The 24,600-nt window shown below is 73.4% G+C and carries 5 protein-coding genes; all 5 read left to right on the top strand.

From position 1 onward, the window contains the following. Positions 1 to 329, top strand: a 329-nt coding sequence (locus AB0N07_RS17920; RefSeq protein WP_365835960.1) for a hypothetical protein, incomplete at its 5' end; no start/stop codon positions are given. A gap of 356 nt (positions 330 to 685) precedes the next feature. After that, positions 686 to 1,423, top strand: a complete 738-nt coding sequence (locus AB0N07_RS17925; protein WP_365835962.1) for a thioesterase domain-containing protein — start codon at positions 686 to 688, stop codon at positions 1,421 to 1,423. 1,680 nt (positions 1,424 to 3,103) lie between these two features. Beyond that, entirely contained in the window at positions 3,104 to 4,312 is a 1,209-nt protein-coding gene (locus AB0N07_RS17930) for a cytochrome P450 (RefSeq protein WP_365835964.1), read from the top strand. Positions 4,313 to 4,413: 101 nt separating this feature from the next. Further along, complete coding sequence (locus tag AB0N07_RS17935; RefSeq protein WP_365835966.1) at positions 4,414 to 5,763, top strand: serine hydrolase domain-containing protein; 1,350 nt, start codon at positions 4,414 to 4,416, stop codon at positions 5,761 to 5,763. 156 nt (positions 5,764 to 5,919) lie between these two features. Further along, a complete protein-coding gene (locus AB0N07_RS17940; RefSeq protein WP_365835968.1) occupies positions 5,920 to 24,597 on the top strand; it encodes a non-ribosomal peptide synthase/polyketide synthase in 18,678 nt (6,225 codons plus the stop codon). Positions 24,598 to 24,600 lie beyond the last annotated feature (3 nt).

The following is a 24,600-nucleotide window of genomic DNA, read 5'->3' on the forward strand; positions in this document are numbered from 1 at the left end:
GATCCGTATCCGCTCCGGGAAGCCATCCCCCACCACATGATCACGAGCCACAAGCCCCGGATCCTAAAGGATCACCCGGCAAGGAAGCGACGTTGGCCCACGGCGTGTCCCAGTACCCCGGCGCATCCGGCGTGCTGCAACTGGACGGCAAGAACAAATACCCGCCCGACAAAGCGGTGTTCATCCGCGAGATCGCCCAACCGAGCGGAATCACAGCCACCTTGCTCAGCTGCGGAGTCCTGCCCGACCGGCAGAACCCTGCGAAGTGGGGCACTCCCCCCGACACCTTTCCCTGTCCCAAGGACGACACCGCGGTGACTTCCCCGTGACAGGCTCCGGTTCAGTTCGTGCCGCTTCGGCGTGCCGTGGGGTGGCGAGCTGCGGTAAGTAGTCCGCTCGCGCCTCAGACAAATCCCTCGCTGAATAAGCGCTGCATAGCCGGGGCGTCCATGGGGAATTGTAAGACGTTCGGTGTAACTCCCGATCATGGAAGATGCATCGATGACCAGTGAGAACGTGACCGATCCCGCCTCTGTCGAGTCGGTAGAGGCGGTGTCAGCGAAGGCCGTGGACGACCAGTTGATCGACGAGCCGGTGCACCATGGACCGTCGCCGAAGGCATCGACCGGTTCGACGAGACACTCGAAAAGCTGCGCTTGAGCGCCCGCGCCGGGGAGTGAGATCAATGGGCAAATGGTTGCGCCGCCATCCGGTGGAGGGGCCCGTCGTCAGCCGTCTGGTCTGCCTGCCGCACGCGGGCGGGACCGCCGGGTCCTACGCCGGCTGGGCCGGCCGGCTGCCGGCCGGGGTTGAACTCGTCGCGGTGCAGTACCCGGGCCGACAGGACCGGCTGGCCGAGGAACCGATCGGGGACATGACCGAGATGGCCGACCAACTGGCGCAGACACTACGTCCGTTGCTGGACCTTCCCATGACACTTTTCGGGCACAGCATGGGAACCGGCCTGTCCTACGAGCTGGCCGGCCTGCTGGAGCGCGCGGACGGCTTCGTGATGGACCACGTCTTCGTCTCCGCGCGGCCCGCCCCGCACCGGATCCACGGGGAGCACCGGCACCGGCTGGGAGACGAGGAGCTGGTCGCGGCCATGCGGCGGCTTGGTGGGCCGGACGCCGTGGTGTACGACCACCCGGAGCTGCTGCCCGTGATCCTTCCGCCGCTGCGGGCGGACCTGGCCCTGCTGGACCGTTACCGGCCGGAGTCGCTGGTGCCGCTGCAGGCGCCCATGACGGTGTTCGGTGGTGAGGCCGACGAGACGTGTCCGGTCGCTGGGCTGGCGTCCTGGGCGGACGCCACGACGGCCGGCGTCCGGGTCCGGACGTTCCCGGGGGGACACCACTACCTGCGGGAGCGGGAGGACGAGGTACTCAGGGCCGTATGCGCGGTCATGGCGCCGTCCCCATGACTCGACCGGGAGGGGCGACCGGCGTCCTCCGCCGCGCGCGAGCTCGGCGGAACCGTGTCCTCGTTCCGGCCTGGGCATGTAGCGGAGAGTGGTTCGTCAAGGCTCTGCACGTGGGGCCGAATTGGTGCGCGTCCCGGACACCTTCCTCTGCCGCGGTGGCCGGGGTCGGTTCTCCGGGGGCACGGCGTCCAGCGGGAGCCTTCTCGATGGCGCGGACGACCGGCTCGAAGGTGGTGTCGTCGTGGATGAAGCCGCGGGCCAGGGATTTGGGGCCTCGGCGAGGGCACCGGTGTCCGCGTTTTCCTGGGGACGGTGGCCCGCGCTTGTGGATGCCGGTCCGCAGGACGGACACCGTCACCCGTCGGACCGCCCGCCACGGTAGGAGTGCGGGCGCCGAGTGGCGCACGCCCGCGCACATCCGGCGGGTGCGACCGAAAGACCACGGTGATGGCTCGCTGCCCACTTGCCCTGGACCGCATCGCGTGTCAGTGCTCCTTGCGGACCCTCGGAATGTCCGAGGACATACCCCGGTTGTCACGTCGCGTCGCATCCGTCAGCTCGATCCGGACGGGGGCTCGCCTCGCCGAGGTGTGTGCGGCGGGGGTGGGCGCGGGGTGGGTTTCGCCCGGCATCGATGGCGCCGGACGCTCGGCCCGGCGCTCCGACGATGTGAACCGGCAGGCAGGTGCCGTGATCGCAACTCCCGTACCGGCGCGCGAGGGAGGCCGGGCTGGGCGCGTACCCGCGCACGCACGAGAGAAGTGCGCCCCGCGCGCCCCCCGCGCTCCCGACGGGATTCGGCCGAAAGCAGTGTCGAGTCTCGGCCGTGTTTCCGTGGCGGCAGTAGGCGGCCGCCGGGCTCCATGAGGAACACCTCCCAGCGGTGAACGGTCCTCGAATCGGGTGTTCCGCTTCGTTGCAGCCGTGCTCGCGCGGCCGCGGCGAACGATTTCCGTGCAGGTGAGGCGAGTTGCGGGCGGTGTGCGCTCAAGGGGAATTGCAGGGTCCACATGTTTGGTTGTTTAGCCATCTGTTCCCGGGGCACGCGTGCCGGGGCCTCGTCGACGGGTTTAGTTCGGGCTGCCCGAGTGCCCTGAGAGAGGGCTTGCCGATATACCTCGTTTTTCAACTTGAGGGGGTTGCTCTCGGTTCAGCCACCGTGAAGACTGTCGCCGAGTTCGTCCGGGGCGAAGATGCTCGTCGTGCGTATGGCCCTGCCCTGATCGGCGGGGATGCGTAGCTTTGCATGGAGTCGGGATGTCGAGCCCACCCCAAGGGCCCGCCATATATAGAGGCAAGCGGAAGCTACCGCGCGGCAGTTGTGCGGTGCGTTCACTGGAGATATGTGATGTCGGCTTGGTACGCACCACAAGTACTGCCGTTCGTCCAAAGGGCGGCATGGAGTCGATGTGGTCCTCAGCGTATGTGGTGAGGCGCGTGTCGGGTAATGTGCGGCAAATGGCTGTTCGAATCGGCCGGAGCTGCGCCGGTTTCCGAAACGCTTGACGCAGCAATTTCAGCTGCTCGCCGCTCCGAGGTGTCCGCCGCTTTGCTGCCCCGGTAGAGCCGGTTGCCTGTCGGGAGCGACCCAGGCCCCATGGAAGACCCGTGTCCGCGGCTCACCGTCGCCCATACCGCTTGTGGATGCGCTGTCCCCGCGTTCCCCACGAAGGAGAAAAGGTGACCGGCAACCCATCGGTCCAGAAGAACTCGCCCTTCGACAGACTGGGCGAGCGATGGCAGTCCTTACGTGCGTGCGGTCCGGTCCATTACGACGAACGGCAGGGCGCGTGGCAGGTGGTGGACTACCCGTCGGTGGCCGGGATTCTCTCTGACCCGACGACGTACTCCTCCGACTTCTCGTCCATCGCGCCCACCCAGGAGGACTTCGAGGTCTTTCGGCAGGGCAATTTCGTCGGCATGGACCCACCGGAGCACCGCAAGCTCCGGACGCTCGTCAGTCAGGCATTCACTCCCCGTATGGTGAAGGGATTGGAACCGCGTATCGAAACTGTGTGCGGTCGGTTGCTGGACGACATCGCCGACTGCGACCGGTTCGATCTGGTCGATGCCCTTGCCTACCCGTTGCCCATCATCGTCATCGCCGAATTGCTCGGTATCCCGGCCGAGGACCACAAGCTTTTCCAGGAGTGGGCGGCCACCCTCTTCGGGGGTGACGAACTCGGCGAGTCGCCCAGCATGGCCGACCTGGAACGGGCCCTGAACGCCATCGCCCCGACCGTGCGAGAGATGAACGGCTACGTCCTGCACCATATCCGCAGGTGCCGAGCGCGACCGGGGGACGATCTGACCAGCCGACTGGTGGCCGCCGAAGTGGACGGCGTCCGTCTGGAAGACCAGGAGATCGTCGGTTTCGTCGCCCTGCTGCTGGTCGCCGGCCACATCACCACAACGGCCCTCCTGGGCAACGCTGTCGTCACGTTCGACCGGCACCCCGGCGCACTCCGCTCGTTGCGCGCCGACACCGGACGGCTGCCGGAGGCCATCGAGGAAGTGCTGCGCTGGCTGCCCCCCTTCGCGGAGCTCGGCCGGCGCACCACGCGCCCGGTGGTGATCGGGGATCAGGAGATTCCCGAGGGCACGATGGTGGTGGCCCATCTGGGCGCCGCCAACCGTGATCCCGCCCGCTTCGGCGCGCCGGACGTCTTCGATCCGGCCCGGAACCCCAATCCCCACCTGACCTTCGGTCACGGCATCCACTTCTGCTTCGGCGCCCCCCTGGCCCGACTGGAGGCGCGCATCGCGCTCCGGATGCTGCTTAAACGTTTCTCCAGTCTGGGTGTCCCCGACTACGACGAGGTCACCTTCCAGAACCCGGCCGTCATCGTCGGCGTACGTCATCTGCCGGTCGAGGTCGTAAGGCGTTAGCACGCACCGACACCCACCCGCACCGACGCGTCGGGCCGAACCGCTCATCCCCATCGGCCCTCGTGTCACGGCCATGCGCAGACATCAGGAGTCCCCTTCACATGCCGTACCCCACCGCCGCTTCAGTCGCCGCCTCACGACCGTCCCTCTTACGTCAGGCGTTGCAGCACAGTCTCGACACCCTCGCGCGAACCCACCGCGTACCCGGCGCCCATCTGGCCGTCGACACCGGGACGGAGGTCGTCAGCGTGCACACCGGGACGGCCGACGCCGTCCGGGGCACCGCGTTCACGGCCGACACGGCCGTGCCGCTGGGGAGTGTCACCAAAACGTACACGGCCGCCACGGTCATGCTGCTGGTCGACGACGAGGACCTCGACCTCGACGAGGCCGTCGCCGACATCCTGCCGGAGTTCGGGGACCTACCCAAGGTGACCGTGCGTCACCTCCTCTCCCACACGGCCGGTCTGCCCACCGGCCCCGACTCGGACACCGCGGCGGGCATGACTGCCTCCCGCTATCTGTCGACGGAGTGCACCGCCGAGAACGCGCTGTTCGCACCCGGGACGGACTTCTCCTACTCCAACGTCGGCCATGTGGCGGCAGGACGGCTGATCGAGGCCGTGACGGGCATGACCTGGCAGGAAGCCGTCCGCGTCCTGCTCCTGGAGCCGCTGGGCACCACGCCCGCCTTCCTCGGCGAGCCTTCCCCCGGTCGCCCGACCGCCGTCGGACACGCTCTCAACACCGCGACAGGCGCCGTGCGGCCGGTCCGCCAGAACCTGGCGCCCGTCGAGGCCCCGGCCGGCGCCCTGATGGCCGGCGCCCACGACCTGATCGCGCTGGGCAGAGCCCTGATCGGCCGGTCCACCGTCGTCCCGCCCACCGTCGCCACGCTGATGCGACGCCCCGAGCCCGGAACCGAGGCCGGCGCCCTGGCGGACGCGTGGGGCCTGGGTGCCGCCCTCTACCAGCAGGACGGCCGATCGTGGTGCGGCCACGACGGGAACGCCCAGGGCACCTCCTGCCACCTGCGCGCGGAGCCGCGCAGCGGTGTCGTGGTCGCCTTCACCGGCAACGCCGGTGGCGCCACCGCCCTGTGGCGGGACCTGGCCGACACCCTCACCCGGCTCACCGGCATGCGTGTGCCGACCACTCCCGCGCGCGCCGACCGGGGCGGACCCATCACCTTCCCCGAATGCGCCGGGACCTACCGCAACGGGACGACCGAGTACCGGATCAGCCTCGACCCGGAAGGCCGGCCCGCGCTGTCCATCGACGGCGACCTGCCGCTGCCGCTGATCTGCTACCCGGATCTGACCTGCGACCTGGCCGACCCGGTCACCGGCCGGAGGGAGCCCGGTGGACGCTTCCACCGCGATCCCGTCGACGGAAGCGTCGACCGCGTGCAGATCTCCGGTCGCACGGCCCGCCGCGTCGGCACCGCCTGACCCGCAGCCGTTCCCGCAGCCCCACCCCAGCCGTCCCGGCGTATCCGGACGCACCTCTCCCCGCATCGAAGAGCGGCCAGCGCGGGGGCTCCGGTGCGCTCGGGCGGCTCCCCGCGCCCGCGCGCCCCCGCATCGTCACCGTCTTCGAGGACTCCCATGACGGACAAGCACAACTCGCCCGACCCGATGTCCCCCTCCACCCGGGCGGACGACCTCACCGCAGCCGGAGACGGGGCGGTGTCCCACCGGCCGCTCGGCGAACTCTTCGAGGCGTGGGTGAGCCGTACGCCGCACGCGCAGGCGGTCACCGACGGCCGACGGACGTGGTCCTACCGGGAGCTGGCGGAGCGGACCGGACGGCTGGCCGCCGATCTCGCCCGGCGGGGGGCCGGACCGGAGCGGACGGTCGCGCTGGTCCTGCCGCGCTCCCTCGAGCTGATCGCCGCCGAGCTGGCCGTGGCCCGGGCGGGCGCCGCCTTCCTGCCCGTGGACCCCCGGTACCCGGCCGAACGGCGAGCGCTGATGCTGCGGGACGCGGCACCTGCCGTGGTCCTCGACGACCCGGCCGCCGTACGCACCGCCATGGAAGTCGCCGAAGACACCCCGAGACCGCGCCCACGGGTGGACGCCGACCACGCCGCCTACGTCATCTACACCTCGGGCTCGACCGGAACGCCCAAGGGCGTGACCGTCACCCACCGGGGCATCTCCGCCTTCACCGCGGGCGCCGCCGAGCAGTACGCCGTGGGCCCGGGCGACCGGGTGCTGCAGTTCTCCTCGCCCAGCTTCGACGCTTCCGTGCTGGAACTGTTCATCTCCGTCCTGTCCGGCGCCACCCTCGTCGTACCGCCGGACGGCCCCTGGCTGGGCGACGAACTCGCCTCCGTGGTCAACGAGCACCGCATCACCCACGCGCTGATCCCGCCGGCCGCCCTCGCCACCCTGCCCGACCCGGCGCGGATCGACGCGGGCCGCCTGCGGACGCTGATCGTGGGAGCGGAGGCCTGCCCGGCGGAACTCGTCGACCGCTGGGCGCCGGGCCGGCGGATGATCAACTCGTACGGGCCCACCGAGACGACCATCGTGGCGTCCTGGACCGGACCCCTGGCCGCGGGCACCGGCACACCGGCCATCGGCGTCCCCCTCCCCGGCACCGAGGTGCACGTGCTGGACGCGGCCCTGCGACCGGTGCCGCCCGGAGCCGACGGTGAACTGTTCGTCGGCGGCGCGGGAGTGGCCCGCGGCTACCTCCATCGGCCCGGCCTCACCGCCGGGCGGTTCGTCGCCAGCCCCTTCGGCCCGCCCGGCGCCCGGCTCTACCGCACCGGCGACCGGGCACGCTGGAACGCGCACGGCGAACTGGAATACCTGGGCCGGCTCGACCGCCAGGTGAAACTGCGCGGCTTCCGTATCGAGCCCGGCGAGATCGAGGCGGCGCTGCGGCGCCTGACGGGTGTGCGCGACGCCGTGGCCGTGGTGCGCGAGGACGAACCCGGGCGGCGCCGACTCGTCGGATACGTCACCCCCACCGACCCCGAACAGACCCTCGACACGGAGGAGTTGAGGGAGAGCGTCGCCGCCGTCCTGCCACCGCACATGGTGCCGTCCGTGGTGGTCGTCCTCGACACCCTGCCGCTCACCCCGCAGCACAAGATCGACCTGGGTGCCCTGCCCGCGCCCGTCCGCGCGGTCGGCCGGCGACACGTGGCGCCGCGCACCGCGCGGGAGCGTGTGCTCGCCGGCGTCTGGGCGGACGTCCTGGGGGCCGACGCCGTCGGCGTCGAGGACGACTTCTTCGACCTGGGCGGAGACTCGGTCCTCGCCGCCCGCGCCCTGGCCCGCATCCGCGAGGAACTCGGCGCCCGCCTGTCCATCCGGGACGTGTTCACCGCGCGCACGGTCGCGGCCCTCGCCCGACTGCTCAGCGCCCCCTTCGACGCGGTGGGCGAGGACCCGATCCCGGCCGTCCCGCACGACCGGCCGCTCCCGCTCTCCAGCGCCCAGCGGCGCCTGTGGTTCCTGAACGACCTCACCCCGGGCGGCACCGAGTACAACACCGGCTCGGCGCTCAGGCTGCGCGGCGGCGTCGACACCGCGGCGCTGGCCCGCGCCCTCGACAGGCTGGCCGCCCGCCACGACAGTCTGCGCACCACCTTCGCCACGCAGGACGGACACGGCGTACAACGCGTACACCCGCGCGGCGACCTGCCGCTGCGCACGGCCGACGTGACGCACCTGCCCGCCGCCCGGCGCGAGGAGGCCGCCGAACGACTGCTGACCGAGGAGCTGGAGCACCCCTTCGACCTGGCTGCCGGCCCGCTCACCAGGGCGCTGCTCGTACGCCGCGGTGCCGACGACCATCTCCTGTTACTGGCCCAGCATCACATCGTCACCGACGGCTGGTCCGTGGGCATCCTGACCCGTGATCTGGCAGCGCTGTACCGGGCCGAGGTGTCCGGCACGGCGGACGGGCTGCCCGCACTCGGTGTGCAGTATCCGGACTTCGCGGTGTGGGAGCGTCGACAGGGCGGCGACGACAGGCAAGCGGAGGACCTCGCGTACTGGAAGCGGCACCTGGCCGACATGCCGCAACTGGAGCTGCCCACCGACCGGCCCCGGCCCGCGGTGCGCACCACGGCCGGCGCCGCGCACCGGCAGCACCTTCCGGCGGAGCTGGTCGCACGGCTGCGGCACCTGGCGGGGGAGCGCGGTACGACCGTCTTCACCCTGTTCGCCGGGGCGGCGGCGGTGCTGTTCTCCCGGTTCTCCGGCCAGCGGGACGTCGCCTTCGGCACCGTCACCACGGGGCGGGAACGCCGCGAACTGGAGGACGTGGCCGGGTTCTTCGCCAACACCGTGGTGCTGCGCGGCGATGTGGACGACGCCGCGACCGTCGACCGGTTCGTGGAGAGCATGCGGGCGACGGTACTGGACGCCTTCGCCCACGACGCGGTGCCTTTCGACCGGGTGGTGGAGGAACTCGCCCCGCCCCGGGATCCCAGCCGGACCCCGCTGGTGCAGGTGCTCGTGGTGCAGCAGACCGCCCTGAGCGACCCGCCGCCGGCCGGAGGGGTGCGCTTCGAGCAGCACCCGCTGCCCCGCCCGGCGGCCCGGTTCGACCTGGTGCTGGAGTTCACGCCGCGCACCGACGGCAGTTGCGATCTCACCGCCGAATACAGCACCGGCCTGTTCGAGGCGGAGACGGTCGCCCGGATGAGCCGCCACCTTCTCCGGCTGCTGGAGGGCATGGCGGACGGGCCGCACCGCACGGTGGGCGAGCTGGCCCTGCTGTCGGAGGACGAACGGCGCACCATGCTGGAGGTGTGGAACCCGCGGGCCACGGACGCGGCCCGCGCCCCGGGCAGCACACTGCCCGCCCTGTTCGAGGCACAGGTGGCACGGACACCCGAGCGCACCGCTGTGGTCTGCGGCTCCGAGCGCCTCGACTACGCCGAGGTCAACCGGCGCGCCAACCGGCTCGCCCGAGTGCTGGCCGCCCGCGGGGCCGGTCCCGAGACGCTGGTGGCGCTGTGTCTGCCGCGGACGGCGGACCTGTTGCCGGTGCTGTGGGCCGTACTCAAAGCAGGCGCGGGCTACCTCCCGGTGGACCCCGGCTACCCCGTCGAGCGCATCCGCTTCATGCTCGGCGACGCCGCTCCCGCTCTCGTCGTGGCCACCCGCGAGACCGCCGACGCGCTGCCCGAGGACTGCGCCGCGCTGCTCCTGGAGGACTGCCTCGCCCAGGACGCCGTCGCCGACGGCGACCTCACCGACGCCGAGCGGGCGCGGCCCCTCGATCCCGAGCATCCCGCGTACGTCATCTACACCTCGGGCTCGACGGGACGTCCCAAGGGCGTCGTGGTCACCCACCGCAGTGTCGCGGCCCTCGCGGAATGGGCGGGGGAGCGCTTCGGCCCCCGGCAACTGGCCCACGTGGTGGCCTCCACCTCCCTGAACTTCGACGTGTCGGTCTTCGAGATGCTCTGCCCGCTGCTCGTGGGCGGCGGCATCGAGGTGGTCGCCGACCTCCCGGCCCTCGCCGACTCCGGCGAACCCCGACGGGTCGGACTGGTCAGCGGTGTGCCGTCGGTGATCGCCCGCATGTTCACCGAGAGCGGCGCGGCCGTCGCGGCGGACACCGTCGTCCTGGCAGGGGAGGCGCTTCCCGCACAGACCGTGCAGGACCTGCGGCGGGCCCTGCCGGACTGCGAGATCGCCAACATCTACGGCCCCACCGAGACCACGGTCTACGCCACCGCGTGGTTCGCCGACGCGACGGCACCGGATCAGGCCCCGCCGATCGGCAGGCCCGTGGCCGCCACCCGGGCCTACGTCCTGGACCGCCTGCTGCGTCCTCAGCCGCCCGGCGTGACGGGAGAGCTCTTCCTGGGCGGCGGGGGGCTGGCACGCGGCTACCTGGGACGCCCGGGGCTGACCGCCTCCCGGTTCGTGGCCGACCCGTTCGGCGTGCCGGGGGACCGCATGTACCGCACCGGAGACCTGGTGCGGTGGACCACCGACGGCGAGCTGCAGTACCTGGGCCGCACCGACCAGCAGGTCAAGGTGCGCGGCTTCCGCATCGAACTGGGCGAGGTGGAGGAGGCGCTGCGCCGCGTCGACGGTGTGGCGGAGGCGGCGGCCACCGTCCGGGAGAGCGACGGCCGCCGTCGTCTGGTCGGCTACGTCGTTCCCGCTCCGGACGCGCACCTGGAGCCGGAGGGGGTGCGCCGGACCCTCGGCCGCACCCTGCCCGACTACATGGTGCCGGCGGCCGTCCTGGTCCTGGCCGACCTGCCCCTCAACCCCAACGGCAAGCTGGACCGGGGCCGCCTGCCGGACCCGCGGCCCGCACGGAGCGGGCCGCACCGCGTCGAGCCGCGCACGCCCACCGAACGCACCCTCGCCGCGATCTGGGCGGACATCCTGCGCGTGGACCGGGTCGGGGTGGACGACAACTTCTTCACGCTGGGTGGTGACTCCATCCTCAGCATCCAGGTGGTGGCCCGGGCCCGCCAGTCGGGCCTCACGGTGACCTCCCGGGACGTGTACCGCCACCAGACGATCGCCGCCCTCGCCCGTTGCGCCGACGCGGCCGGCGACCGACGGCCCGTCGTCCCGGACGCGGTGCCCGCCACCGGCCCCGCGCCGCTCACGCCCATCCAGCGCTGGCTGTTCGACAGCGCGGCCGAGCGCGCGGGCGTCTTCGCCCAGACCTTGTCCGTCCAGCTTCCCGAGACAGTGGACCCGGCGGCGCTGGAGGAGGCCCTCAACGACCTCGTCGCCCACCACGACGCGCTGCGCTCCCGCTTCCTCACCGAGGAGAACGGCGAAGCGGCCACCGACGACGCCCTCGACGACCCGGACGCGGCGCCCCGCGCCGCATGGCGCATCGAGGACCGGGCACCGCGCGTTCGTCTGGACCGCCACGCCGGCCCCGACACCGACACACCGCACCACGGCCCCTTCGACCTGCGCCACGGCCCGCTGCTGCGTGCGGTGCTGCACGACCGCGGCCCCGGCCTGCCCCGCGTGCTGCACCTGGCCGTTCACCACCTGGTCGTGGACGGCGTTTCCTGGCGCGTGCTCCTGGAGGACCTCGACCGCGCCTACCGCGCCCGCCGGGAAGGCCGAGACGTACAGGCGGCGTTGCCCCCGAAGTCCTCACCCGTGCGGCTGTGGGCCCGGCGCCTGTCCGCCCACGCGGCCGACGGCGGCTTCGACGACGAGGTCGTGTACTGGACCGACGCCGTCGCCGGCGCCCAGGCGGTGCTCCCGGCCGACGGAGAAGGCGACAACACGTACGCCTCGGCGCGCTCGGTGACCGTCCGCCTCACCCCCGAGGACACCTCCGCCCTGCTGCGCACCCTGCCGGACACCTACCGCACCCGGGTCAACGACGTACTGCTGAGCGCGCTCGGCCGGGTGCTGTGCGCGTGGACCGGGCACGAGCGGGTGCTGGTGGACGTCGAGGGCCACGGCCGCGAGGAACTCTTCGCCGACGTGGACACCAGCCGTACCGTCGGCTGGTTCACCACCCGCCACCCCGTCGCCCTCGCCGTCCCGCCCGACGCCGACTGGGACGCCGTGCTCAAGCAGGTCAAGGAGCAGCTGCGGGCGGTACCCCGGCACGGGGTCGGGCACGACGCCCTGCGGTACCTGACCCGCCCGCGAGCCCTGCCCGGGGCGCCGCAGGCGCAGATCAGCTTCAACTACCTGGGCCGGTTCGGCCTCCCGGACACCGGAGGTCTGTACGCGGGAGCGTTCCGCACGCTCGAACTGGACGCCCACCCCTCGGCGGTACGTCCGCACCCTCTGGAGGTCGTGGGCCGACTGGACGGTGACGTGCTGGAGTTCACCTGGTTCTACTCCGAGGACCTGCACACCAGGACGACCGTCGCCGATCTGGCCGCACGCTTCGCCGACGCACTGGCCGGTATCGCGCGCCACGCCGTCCGGCCCGGCAGCGGCGGACGCACTCCGTCGGACTTCCCCCTGGCCCGCCTCGACCAGGCGAGCGTGGACCGGATCGTGGGGGACGACCCGGGCGCGGTGGAGGACGTCCACCCGCTCACCCCCACCCAGGCCGGCATGCTCTTCCACGGGCTCTCCCAGGCCGACGAGGGCGTCTACTTCCAGCAGCTGACCTTCGACCTGGACGGCGTGTCGGACCCGGCCGCGCTGGCGGCGGCCTGGCAGCGCGTCACGGACCACACGCCCGTGCTGCGCGGACACGTTTGCTGGCAGGACGTGCCCGAGCCGCTGCTGGTGGTGCGGCGCCACGCCCGCGTGCCCGTGACCCACCTGGACTGGGGCGACCTGACCGAGCGGGAGCGCGAAACGCGGCTGCGGCACCTGCTGGACCAGGACCGTGAACAGGGCATCGACCTGACCCGGGCCCCGCTGCAGCGGCTGTTGCTCGCCAGGATCTCCGACAGCGCCGTACGCGTCGTGTGGTCCTTCCACCACCTGCTGCTGGACGGCTGGAGCCTGTTCCAGGTGCTGTCCGACGTCTTCGCCGGACACGCCTCGGCGGGCCGGGAGCCCCTGCCGGACCGGCGCCCGTTCCGCGACTACGTGGCCTGGCTGCGCGACCGGGACGGGGCGGAGGCCGACCGGCACTGGCAGCGCCGCCTCGCCGACCTGACCGAGGCCACCGCACTGCCCTACGACCGCGAGCCACGCGAGAATCACCGCGCCGAGTCCACGGCGGCGGTCCGCGGCACCGTGGACGCGCTCACCACCCGGGCTCTGGAGGAGCTGGCCAGGACGGCGGGGCTGACCCTCAACACCCTGGTGCAGGGGGCGTGGGCGCTGCTGCTGAGTCGTCAGGCCCGCCGGCCCGACGTGGTGTTCGGCACGACCGTCTCCGGGCGGCCCCCGGAGCTCCCCGGAGCCGACTCCATGACCGGCCTGTTCATCACGACCCTGCCCACGCGGGTGACGGTGCCGCACGACAGGGCCCTGCTCGACTGGCTGCGCGACCTCCAGCAGGACCAGAGCGAGGACCGCCGCTTCGATCACGTACCGCTCACCCGGATGAGGGACTTCACCCTGCTTCCCGAGCGGGCCCCTCTGTTCGACAGCATCGTCGTCTTCGAGAACTACCCGGTCGACGACGACCTGGCCGCCGCTCACGGACTGCGGCTGACCGCACTGGACGGCATCGAGACCACCAACTACCCGTTGAGCCTCGTCGCCTATCCGGGTGCCGAACTGGGACTGCGGCTGGGCTACGACCCGCGGCTGTTCGACGCCGGCACCGTCGAGCGGATGGTCGAGCACCTCACCGTCCTGCTGGCGGGCATGGCCGCGGCCCCCGAACTCGCGCCCGCCCGACTGCCGTTGCTCACGGAGGCCCGCCGTCGCCAGGTGGTCGAGGAGTGGAACGACACTGCCACCGCCACACCCGAGGCCACGGTGGCGGAACTGTTCGCCGCGCAGGTGCGCCGCGCACCGGACGCCTCGGCCCTGGAGGTGGACGAGGAACGGCTCACCTACCGGGAGCTCGACGCCCGGGCCGCCCGGCTGGCCGGCCGGCTGACCGCACTCGGCGTGACGGCCGAGGTCCCGGTGGGCGTGCTGACGGGGCGCTCGGTCGATCTCGTCGTCGTGCAGCTCGCCCTGGTCCGGACCGGGGGCGTGTACGTTCCGCTGGACGGCAGGGCGCCGCGGGAGCGGCTGCGCAGGATGCTCGCCGAGGCGGGCGCGCGTCTGCTGCTGACCGACGTCGAGTGGGAGCGGACGGCGGGGGAGGCGCTGCCCGGCGGCACCGTCCTGCGCGTGGACGCCCTCCTGGCGGGTGAACTCCCCGACGCGGACGGTGACGGCGCGGCAGACGTCCCGGCCGTCCGCCCGGTCCACCCCGACAACGTCCAGTACCTGATGTTCACCTCCGGTTCCACCGGCACCCCCAAGGGCGTCGCGGTACGCCAGCGGGACGTGGCCGCGCTCGCCCTCGACCGCGCCTTCACCGGCCACGACCGGGTCCTCGTGCACTCCCCGCACGCCTTCGACGCCGCCACCTACGAGGTGTGGGTGCCGCTGCTGCGCGGCGGGACGGCCGTGCTGGCCCCGCCGGCCGACGTGGATGCCGCCGTGGTGCGCCGCGCGATCACCGAGCGGGGCGTGCGCTGCCTGTGGCTGACCGCGGGCCTGTTCCGGCTGCTCGCCCAGGAGGACCCCGCCTGCCTGCACGGCGCCCGCGAGGTGTGGACCGGCGGCGAGGCCGTACCGGGCGCCGTGGTGGGCCGCGTCCTCGACGCCTGCCCCGGCCTCACCGTGGTCGACGGCTACGGACCCACCGAGACCACCACCTTCGCGACCCGGCGGGTCTTCCGGGCCGGTGACCCGCTCGCACCGGTGCTGCCCATCGGGCGCCCGCTCGACAACACCCGCGTGTACGTCCTGGACGACGTCCTTCAACCGCAACCCCCTGGCGTGCCGGGCGAGTTGTACATCGCGGGCGCCGGACTGGCCCGTGGCTACGCCGGACGTCCGGGCGCCACCGCCGCGCGCTACCTGGCCGACCCGTTCGGCCCGCCCGGCGGGCGGATGTACCGCACCGGCGACATCGTGCGGTGGAGCGCCGACGGCGAACTGCACTTCGTGGGCCGTGCGGACGACCAGGTCAAGATCCGCGGGTTCCGGGTCGAACCCACCGAGATAGAGGCCCGGCTCACCGCTCACCCGGCCGTCGCCGAGGCGGTGGTCTCCGTGTACGAGCACACCGGGCGCAAACGGCTTGCCGCCCACCTCGTGCCCGCTCCCTCGGCCACCGTGCCGTCCGCAGGGGAGCTGCGCGCGCACGTCGTCGCCGAGCTGCCCGACTACATGGTGCCCGCCGCCTTCGTCACGGTCGCCGAGCTGCCCCTGACCGCCAACGGCAAGGTGGACCGACGCCGGCTGCCCGCCCCCGACTGGGCGGCGGCCGGCGACGCCGAGTACCGCGCGCCGCGTACCGAGGCCGAGCGGCTCCTCGCCGGGATCTGGGCGGAGCTGCTCGGCGCGGACCGGGTCGGCGCCGACGACAACTTCTTCATGCTGGGCGGCGACTCGATCCTCAGCATCCAGGTGGTCTCCCGCGCCCGCGCCGCCGGCCTCACGCTCACCCCGAGGGACCTGTTCCGGCATCCCACGGTCGCCGCTCTGGCCGCCGCTGCGGCCACCGGCACCGCCGTGTCCGTCGCGGGGACCGGCCCGGTGAGCGGTGAGGTCCCGCTCACCCCGATCCAGCACTGGTTCCTCGATCCCGGGCCGCGGCGGCCGGAGTTCTTCAACCAGTCCGTGGTCGTGGACACACCCGACGACGTCGACCCGGCCACCCTGCGCCGCGCCCTCGCCGCCGTGTACGCCCACCACGACGCCCTGCGCTGCCGTTTCGTCCGGTCCGCCGACGGCTCCTGGCGCCAGGAGTGCCCCGGAGCCGACGAGGAGGTTCCGGAGTTGCTGCAGGTCCGCGACCTGAGCGGACTGCCGGCGACGGCGGCCGAGGAGACCGTGGCCCGCGTCACGGCCGAGGCGCACGCCGCCTTCCGGCTGACGAGTGGACCGCTGCTGACGGCCCGCCTGTTCACCGGCGCCGGCACCGGCACCGAAACCGGGACCGGTGCCGAGATGGGGACCGGAACCGGCGCCCGGCTCCTCCTGGTCGTGCACCACCTCGTCGTCGACGGCGTCTCTTGGCGCATCCTGCTGGAGGATCTGGAGACCGCCTACGCGCAAGCCCGTGCCGGGGAGCCGGTGCGCCTGCCGGAGCGGACGACCTCCGTCCAGGAGTGGGCGCGGCGCCTGCACGCGCACACCGAGGCCGGCGGCTTCGCCGCGCAGCGTGAGCACTGGCTGGAGGTGGCACGGCACTGCGCCGCACCGCTGCCGGTGGACGGCGACGGCGGCAACACCATGGCCGACGTGGCCGCGGTGACCGTACGCCTGGACCGGCGCCACACCGACGACCTGCTGCGGAAGGTGCCCGGCGGCTACCGCACGCGCGTCGACGACGTCCTGCTGACCGCTCTCGGCAGGGTGCTCTCCGGATGGACCGGGCGGCGTGCCGTCGCCGTGGGCCTGGAGGGGCACGGCCGCGAGGACCAGCTCTTCGACGACGTCGACCTCTCCCGTACCGTCGGCTGGTTCACCACCCTCTTCCCCGTCGCCCTCGACGTCCCGGACGGGGACTGGGGCGCCGCCCTGAAATCCGTCAAGGAGCAGCTGAGGTCCGTGCCCGGGCGGGGTCTGGGACACGGCGCCCTGCGCCGGCTCGCGCGCGACGAGCGGCTGGCCGACGCGCCGATGCCGGCCGTCAGCTTCAACTACCTGGGCCGGTTCGACTGGTCGGCCCGGGGCGGCGCGCTGGTGCGCTCCGTACCCGGCGGGCTGGACGGCGCCGAGGCACCCGAGTCGGTGCGCCCGCACCTGCTGGACGTAGTGGCCCGCGTGGCGGACGGCGAGCTGGAGGTCACCTGGCACTACAGCCGGCACCTGCACCGGGAGGAGACCGTCGGCCACCTCGCGGCCGGCATGCTGCGGGCGCTGGAGGAGGTCGTCGCGCACTGCGCCGCCCCCGGGGCGGGGGGCCGTACGCCGTCGGACTTCCCGCTGGTCCGGATCGACCAGGCGGCCGTGGACCGGGTCGTGGGCGACGGCCGCAGCGTCGAGGACCTGTATCCGCTGACGCCGATGCAGGCGGGCATGCTGTTCCACAGCCTCATGGACCCCGACAGCCGCACCTACGTCAACCAGGTCCAACTGGTGCTGTCGGGCGTCGGTGACCCGCACGCCCTGGCCGAGGCGTGGCAGCGGACCGTGGACGCCAACGCGATGCTGCGCACCCGCCCGGTGTGGCAGGAGACCGCCGAACCCCTCCAGGCCGTGCAGCGTCGGGCGCCCGTGCCGGTCACCCAGCACGACTGGTCCGGGTGGTCCGCCGAGCGGTGCGAGGCGGCGCTCGCCCGGCTGGTCGACGAGGACCGGCAGGCCGGGCTCGACCTGAAGACGGCTCCGCTGATGCGTCTGGCCCTGATCCGGCTCTCGCCCGAGCGGGTGCGGATGCTGTGGACGTTCCACCATCTGCTGCTCGACGGGTGGAGCGCGGCCCAGGTCTTCGACGAGGTGTGCGAGCGGTACGCCGCGCTCGCCACCGGCCGCCGCCCGCAGGTGCCCGACCGTGCCCCCTTCAGCGACTACCTGGGTTGGCTGGCCCGGCAGGACACCGAGCGGGCGGAACGGTACTGGCGCACGGCGCTGTCCGGTTTCCCCGTGGCGACCGAACTGCCGCGCGACCGGCGGCCGGCGGAGGCGCACCGCAGCTCCTCCTCGGGCTCGGTACGGGTGACGCTCGACGCAGAGGTGTCGGCGAGGCTGCGCCGGACCGCCCAGGAGGCCGGTCTGACCGTCAACACCGTGCTCCAGGGCGCCTGGGCGCTGCTGCTGTCCCGTTACGGGGGCGGGGACGACGTGGTGTTCGGCACCACCGTCTCCGGGCGGCCGGCCGACCTGCCGGGCGTGACCTCGATGGTGGGCGTGTTCATCAACACCCTGCCCACCCGGGTGCGGATCGACGGGCGGCGCCGTCTGCTGGACTGGCTGGACGACCTCCAGGCCGCCCAGTCGGAGTCCCGGCGCCACGACTTCGTCTCGCTCGCCCAGCTCCAGACATGGAGCGAGGTACCGGGCGGCACCCCGCTGTTCGACAGCATCGTGGTCTTCGAGAACTACCCGTTCGACGCGGACGCCCTGGCCCGGCACGGCCTGGCCATGGAGCAGGAACGCGATGTGGAGCCGACCAACTACCCGCTCAGCGTGGTGGTCGCGCCCGGCGACACCCTGGCCGTCACCCTCGACTACGATCCCGCCGCCTTCGACGCCGCCACCGTCGACGGCCTCGGCGCGAGCCTGCGCACGCTGCTGACGGAGATGGCCACCGACCCGGACCGCGACCTGGCCGACCTGCCCCTGATGTCCGGCGAGCAGAGCCGTCGTCTGCTGGAGCGCTTCGGCGGCCCGGGGGCCGAGGCACCGCGCCGGACCCTGGCCGAGGCGTTCCGCGCGCAGGCCGCGCGCGTCCCGGACGCCGTCGCCGTGCTCGGCGCCACCGAACAGCTCACCTACCGGCAACTCGACGAACGCGCCAACCGGTTGGCCCGGCTGCTCATCGAGGCCGGAGCCGGCCCCGAACGGTTCGTCGCCCTCGCCCTGCCGCGCACCCCGGACCTGATCGTGGCCCTGCTGGCGGTTCTCAAGAGCGGCGCCGCCTACCTTCCCGTCGACCCGGGCTACCCGGGCGAGCGCATCGCCTTCCTCTTCGACGACGTGCGGCCCGAAGCGGTCGTCACGAGCGCGGAGACGTCCAGCCGGCTGCCGGACGGTCCGTTCACCCGGATCGCCCTCGACGACCCCGCCTGTGCCGCGCGCCTGGCCGCCCTGCCCGGCGACGACATCGCCGACGAGGAGCTGCGCGGAAGGCTGTTGCCGGACCACCCCGCCTACGTCATCCACACCTCCGGCTCGACCGGCCGGCCCAAGGGGGTCGTCGTCGCCCAGGCGTCGGTGCTGGCGCTGACCGACTGGGCCGCAGGCGAGTTCGGAGGGCGCGGCCTGGAACACGTCGTGGCCTCCACCTCGCTCAACTTCGACGTATCGGTGTTCGAGATCTTCTCGCCGCTGCTGGCCGGCGGCCGCGTTCAGATCGTCCGCGACCTGCTGGCCCTCGCCGAGCGCGACGGGCCGTGGCGGGCGGGAGTGCTCAGCGCGGTGCCCTCCGCGCTGGGCCGGCTGCTGGCGGAGGACACCGTCCGCGTCACCGCCGACACCGTCGTCCTCGCCGGTGAGGCGCTGCCCGTGCGGACCGTGAGCCAGGTGCGCGCGGCGGTTCCGGGCTGCCGGGTGATGAACATCTACGGCCCCACCGAGGCCACCGTCTACGCCACCGCCTTCACCTGCGACCCGGCCGACCCCGACCGTGTCCCGCCCATCGGCAGGCCCGTCGGCGGAGCCCGCGCCTACGTCCTGGACGCCCGGCTGCGCCCGGTCCCCGCCGGTGCGCCCGGCGAGCTGTACCTGGCCGGAACCGGCGTGGCCCGCGGCTACCTCAACCGGCCGGGGCTGACCGCGTCCCGCTTCCCCGCCGACCCGTTCGGGCCGCCCGGCAGCCGCATGTACCGCACCGGAGACGTCGTACGGTGGACCGCCGACGGCGACCTGGTGTACCTCGGCCGCTCGGACGACCAGGTGAAGGTCCGCGGCTTCCGCATCGAACTCGGAGAGGTCGAGGCCGCGCTGACCCGGCACCCCCAGGTGTCCGCGGCCGCCGCCCGCGTCGTCGAACACGACGGCCACAAACGGCTGGTGGCGTACGCCGTCCCCGACGGCGGCGGGCTGCCCGACTCCGCCGGCCTGCGGGACTTCCTCGCGCGTACGCTCCCCGACCACCTGGTGCCCGCACTCGTCGTGCCGCTGGAGCGGCTGCCGCTCGGGGCCACCGGCAAGCTGGACCGGCGCGCGCTGCCCGACCCCGTGTGGTCGGCGCCGGGCGGGACGGGTGACCGCCCGCCGCGCACCGAGGCGGAACGGGCGCTCGCCGCGATCTGGTCGCAGGTGCTGGGCGTGCCCGACGTGGGCGCGCAGGACAACTACTTCGCGCTCGGCGGCGACTCCGTCCTCGGCATCCAGATCGTCTCGGCCGCCCGCAGGGCCGGCCTCGCCCTGACCCCCCGGCACCTGTTCCAGCACCAGACCATCGCCGAACTGGCCGCCGCAGCCCAGGAGGTCACGGCCCCGCGGACCGGAGCGGAACAGGGCCCGGTCGTGGGGGAGGTGCCGCTCACCCCCGTCCAGCACTGGCTGTTCGACACGCTCACCGGTGACCCCGCGCGGCTGACCCAGGCGGTCTCCTTCCACCTGGCCACCGACACGGACGAGGCGTTGCTGCGGGCCGCACTCGCCCTCGTACTGGAACATCACGACGCGCTGCACCTGCGGTTCGAACAGACCGACGACGGGCGGTGGCGGCAGCACGGCACCGCTCCGGGCCAGGCGCCGCCGCTGGAGGTGCACGACCTGCCCGAAGGCACGGACACGTCCGTGAGCGAACTGGCCGACCGCCTGTGCGCCGGGTTCGACCTCGCCGCCGGACCCCTGCTCAGGGCCGCGCTGTGCCGGACCGGCGCCGCACGGCGGCCCGTACTGCTGCTGGCCGCCCACCACCTGGTCGTGGACGCGGTTTCCTGGCGGATCCTCCTTGAGGACCTGGACACCGCCTACCGGGCGCTGCGCGCCGGCGAGCGGGCGGACCTCGGGCCGAAAACCACCTCCTTCCGGGCGTGGGCGCAGCGGCTGACAGCGCACACCCGGTCCGGGGGCTTCGACGACGAACTCGCCCACTGGCAGGCCCTGTCCGCCGACCCGGTGCCCGTGCCGACCGACCTGTCCGGAGCCAACACCGCCGCCTGCGAGGAGACGGTGACGGCGAGCCTGGACGGCGAGGAGACCCGGCGGCTGCTCCAGGACGTGCCGGACGTCTACCGCACCCGCGTCAACGACGTCCTTTTGTGCGCCCTGGGCCGGGTCCTGGCCCGGTGGACCGGGCGGGACCGGGTCACGGTGGCGCTGGAGGGCCACGGCCGGGAGGACCTGTTCGACGACGTCGACCTGGCCCGGACCGTCGGCTGGTTCACCACCATGTTCCCCGTCGTTCTGGACGTGCCCGGGGACGCGGGCACCGGGGCGGCGCTCAAGTCCGTCAAGGAGAGCCTGCGGGCCGTGCCCCGGGGCGGACTGGGCTACGGCGCCCTGCGCCACCTGCACCCCGACCGCGACCGGCTCGGCCTCCCCGGGCTGCCGCAGGTCGGCTTCAACTACCTGGGACAGCAGGACTGGAACGCCACCACGGGCGGCCTGCTGCACACGCCGTACGCCGGACTGGCCGGCGGCATCGACCGGGCGGCGGACCGGCCCCACCTCCTCGACGTCCTCGGCCGGGTCGTGGACAGGCGGCTGGAGTTCACCTGGTCGTACTCGCGCGGGGTGCACCGGCGGGAGACGGTGGCCGAGCTGGCCGCCGACATGGCCGAGGAGCTGCGCGGCATCATCCGGCACTGTGCCGAGCCAGGCGCGGGGGGCCGTACCCCGTCGGACTTCCCGCTGGCGCCGCTGGACCAGACGGCCGTGGACCGGCTGGTGGGCGCCGGCCGCGACATCGTGGACCTCTACCCGCTCACCCCCACCCAGACCGGCATGGTCGTGCACGGGCTGGACGAACCCGGCCAGGGCATGTACGTCGAGCAGATCACGTTCGTCGTGGACGGGGTGCGCGACCCCGGTCCGCTCGCCGCCGCCTTCCAGCACGTGGTGGACCGCACCCCCGTCCTGCGCACCACCGTCGTGTTGCACGGCGCCCCCGTCCCGCTGCAGGCCGTCCACCGCGGCGCCGTTCTGCCTGTCACCGAGCACGACTGGAGCGCCCTGACCGCGGCCGAACGCGACACGGCCCTGGAACGGCTGCTGGCTGAGGACAAGGCCCGTGGCATGGCACTGGACCGCGCCCCGCTGCTGCGCCTCGCCCTGATCCGGCTCGGCCCGGACCGGATACGCGTCCTGTGGACCTTCCACCACGTGCTGCTGGACGGCTGGAGCGTCTTCCACGTCCTGGCGGACGTCATGGCCGCCCACGCGGCGCTCGCCCGCGGCGAGGACCCCCGGCTGCCGGACCGCCGCCCGTTCGCGGACTACGCCGCCTGGCTCGCCGCCCGGGACACCGCGCCGGCCGAGGAGCACTGGAGGAGCGTCCTCGCGGATCTCTCCGCCCCCACCCCACTGCCCTACGACCGCAGGCCGGCCCAGAGCTCCGCCACCCGCTCCGACACGTGGCTGTCCCGGTGGCTGGGAGCGGAGGAGACCAAACGGCTGGAGGACTTCGCCCGCCGCAACCGCCTGACCCTCAACACCGTGGCGCAGGGCGCCTGGGCGCTGCTGCTGTCGCGGTGGAGCGGAGAGCGGGAGGTGTGCTTCGGCACCACCGTCTCCGGGCGGCCCGCCGACCTGCCCGGCGCCGACACCGTCACCGGCCTGTTCATCACCACCCTGCCCGCGCGGGCCACCGTGGACGGCGGCGCGTCCCTCGACGCCTGGCTGCGGGACACGCAGGCCGCCCGGGCCGAGGACCGCCGCTTCGACCACGTGCCCCTGACCGACCTGCAGGCATGGAGCGGACTGGACGCCGGCACACCGATGTTCGACAGCCTGCTGGTCTTCGAGAACTACCCGGTCGGGGACGCCACGGCCGGCGCCCACGGTGTCCGCGTACGCGACCTCGACGCCCGCGAGGCCACCAACTACCCGCTCACCGTGGTGATCTCGCCGGGTGAACGGCTCGGCGTCGAACTCGGCTACGACCCACGCTGCTTCGACGTGGCCACCGCACGTTCCCTGGCCGGTCAGCTCCTGCACACCCTGGGCGAACTGGCGGCCGCCCAGGACATCGACCGCCTGGACGCTCTCGACAACCTGCCGCCCGGGCAACGGGCACGGCTGCTGCGCGGCCCCGCCCGCCCGCAGCTCGCACCGGTGCCCCCGGCGACCCTGGCCGCCCTGATCGAGGCTGCGGTGGACCGGTGGCCGGCGGCGCCGGCCCTGAGCGCGCCCGGACTGTCGCTGACCTTCGCCGAGACGGAGACGCGGGCCAACCGCCTGGCACACCGGCTCATCGCACGCGGCGCGGGCCCCGGCACCCTGGTCGCGCTGGTCCTGCCGCGCTCGGCGGACATGGTCCTCGCCCAGCTGGCGGTGGCCAAGACCGGCGCCGCGTTCGTGCCGGTGGACCCCGACTACCCGGCCGAGCGGGTCGCGTTCATGCTGCGCGACGCGGCGCCCGCCGTCACCCTCGACGCCGCCGAGGTGGCCGCCCTGCTCGTGATGCCACCGGACGGCGTACCGGGCCACCGGCCCACCGACGCCGACCGTACCCGCCCGCTGGACCTGGACGACCCGGCCTACGTCATCTACACCTCCGGGTCCACCGGCACCCCCAAGGGCGTGGTGGTCACCCACCGGGGCCTTGCGGGCTTCGCCGCCGCCGAGGCCGCGCACTACCAGGTGGTGCCGGGCGACCGGGTACTGGCGTTCGCCACGCCCAGCTTCGACGCCTCGGTGCTGGAGCTGTGCATGTCCCTGCCGCACGGCGCCCGCCTGGTCGTACCGCGGCCCGGCCCGCTGCTCGGCGCGGAACTCGCCGACGTGCTGCGCGCCGGGGGCATCACCCACACCCTGCTGCCCCCGGCCGCGCTCGCCACCCTGCCGCCGGACACCCCCGGCACCCTGCCCGACCTGAAGACCCTGATCGTCGGCGCCGACGCGTGCGGCGCCGACCTGGTCGCCCGCTGGGCCCCGCACCACCGTCTGGTCAACTCCTACGGGCCGACCGAGGCCACGGTGGTCGCCACCTGGTCCGGTCCACTGGAGGCGGACGGCGGCGCTCCGCCCATCGGCCGCCCGCTGCCCGCCACGGGCGCCTACGTCCTGGACCCCCGGATGCGGCCGGTCCCCGACGGCGTGACGGGCGAACTGTGGCTGAGCGGACCGGCGCTGGCCCGCGGCTATCTGGGCCGGCCAGGCCTGACCGCGACCCGGTTCACCGCCGACCCGTTCGGGCCGCCCGGCTCCCGCATGTACCGCACCGGCGACCTCGTGCGACGCGACGCCCGCGGCGAACTGCACTACCTGGGCCGCACCGACCGCCAGCTCAAGCTGCGCGGCCACCGCATCGAGGCGGGCGAGGTGGAGACCACGCTCGTGCGCCACCCGGCCGTGCTGGACGCCGTGGTGAGCATCCGGGAGGACGAGCCGGGGCTGCCGCGCCTGGTCGCCCACCTGCTGCGCGCACCCGGTGCCGAGGCGCCCGCCGCCGCCGAACTGCGCAAGCTGGCCGCCGCCACCCTGCCCGGCCCGATGGTGCCCTCGGCGTATGTGGTGCTGGAGCGCTTCCCGCTCACCGAGAACGGCAAGACCGACCGGGCCGCCCTGCCCGCGCCCGCACCGGAAGCGCCACGGACGACGGAACACGTTGCTCCCCGCACCCCCACCGAGGAGGTGATGGCCGCCCTCTGGGAGGAGGCCCTGCACACGCCGGTCGGCGCGGAGGACGACTACTTCGACCTGGGCGGTGACTCCCTGCGCGCCCTGCGCATCGCCTCGCGGGCCAACGATGCCTTCGGTGTGACGCTCACGCCCCGTGACGTCCTGGTCCTGCGCACGGTCGCCGCCCTGGCCGATCTCGTGGAGGAACAGGTGCTCAGCGAACTCGAAGACGCCGCGCGCGGCGACAACCATCACGACGAGCGGTGAGGA

The sequence above is a fragment of the Streptomyces sp. NPDC051172 genome (assembly GCF_040682555.1).
Classification (GTDB): Bacteria; Actinomycetota; Actinomycetes; order Streptomycetales; family Streptomycetaceae; genus Streptomyces.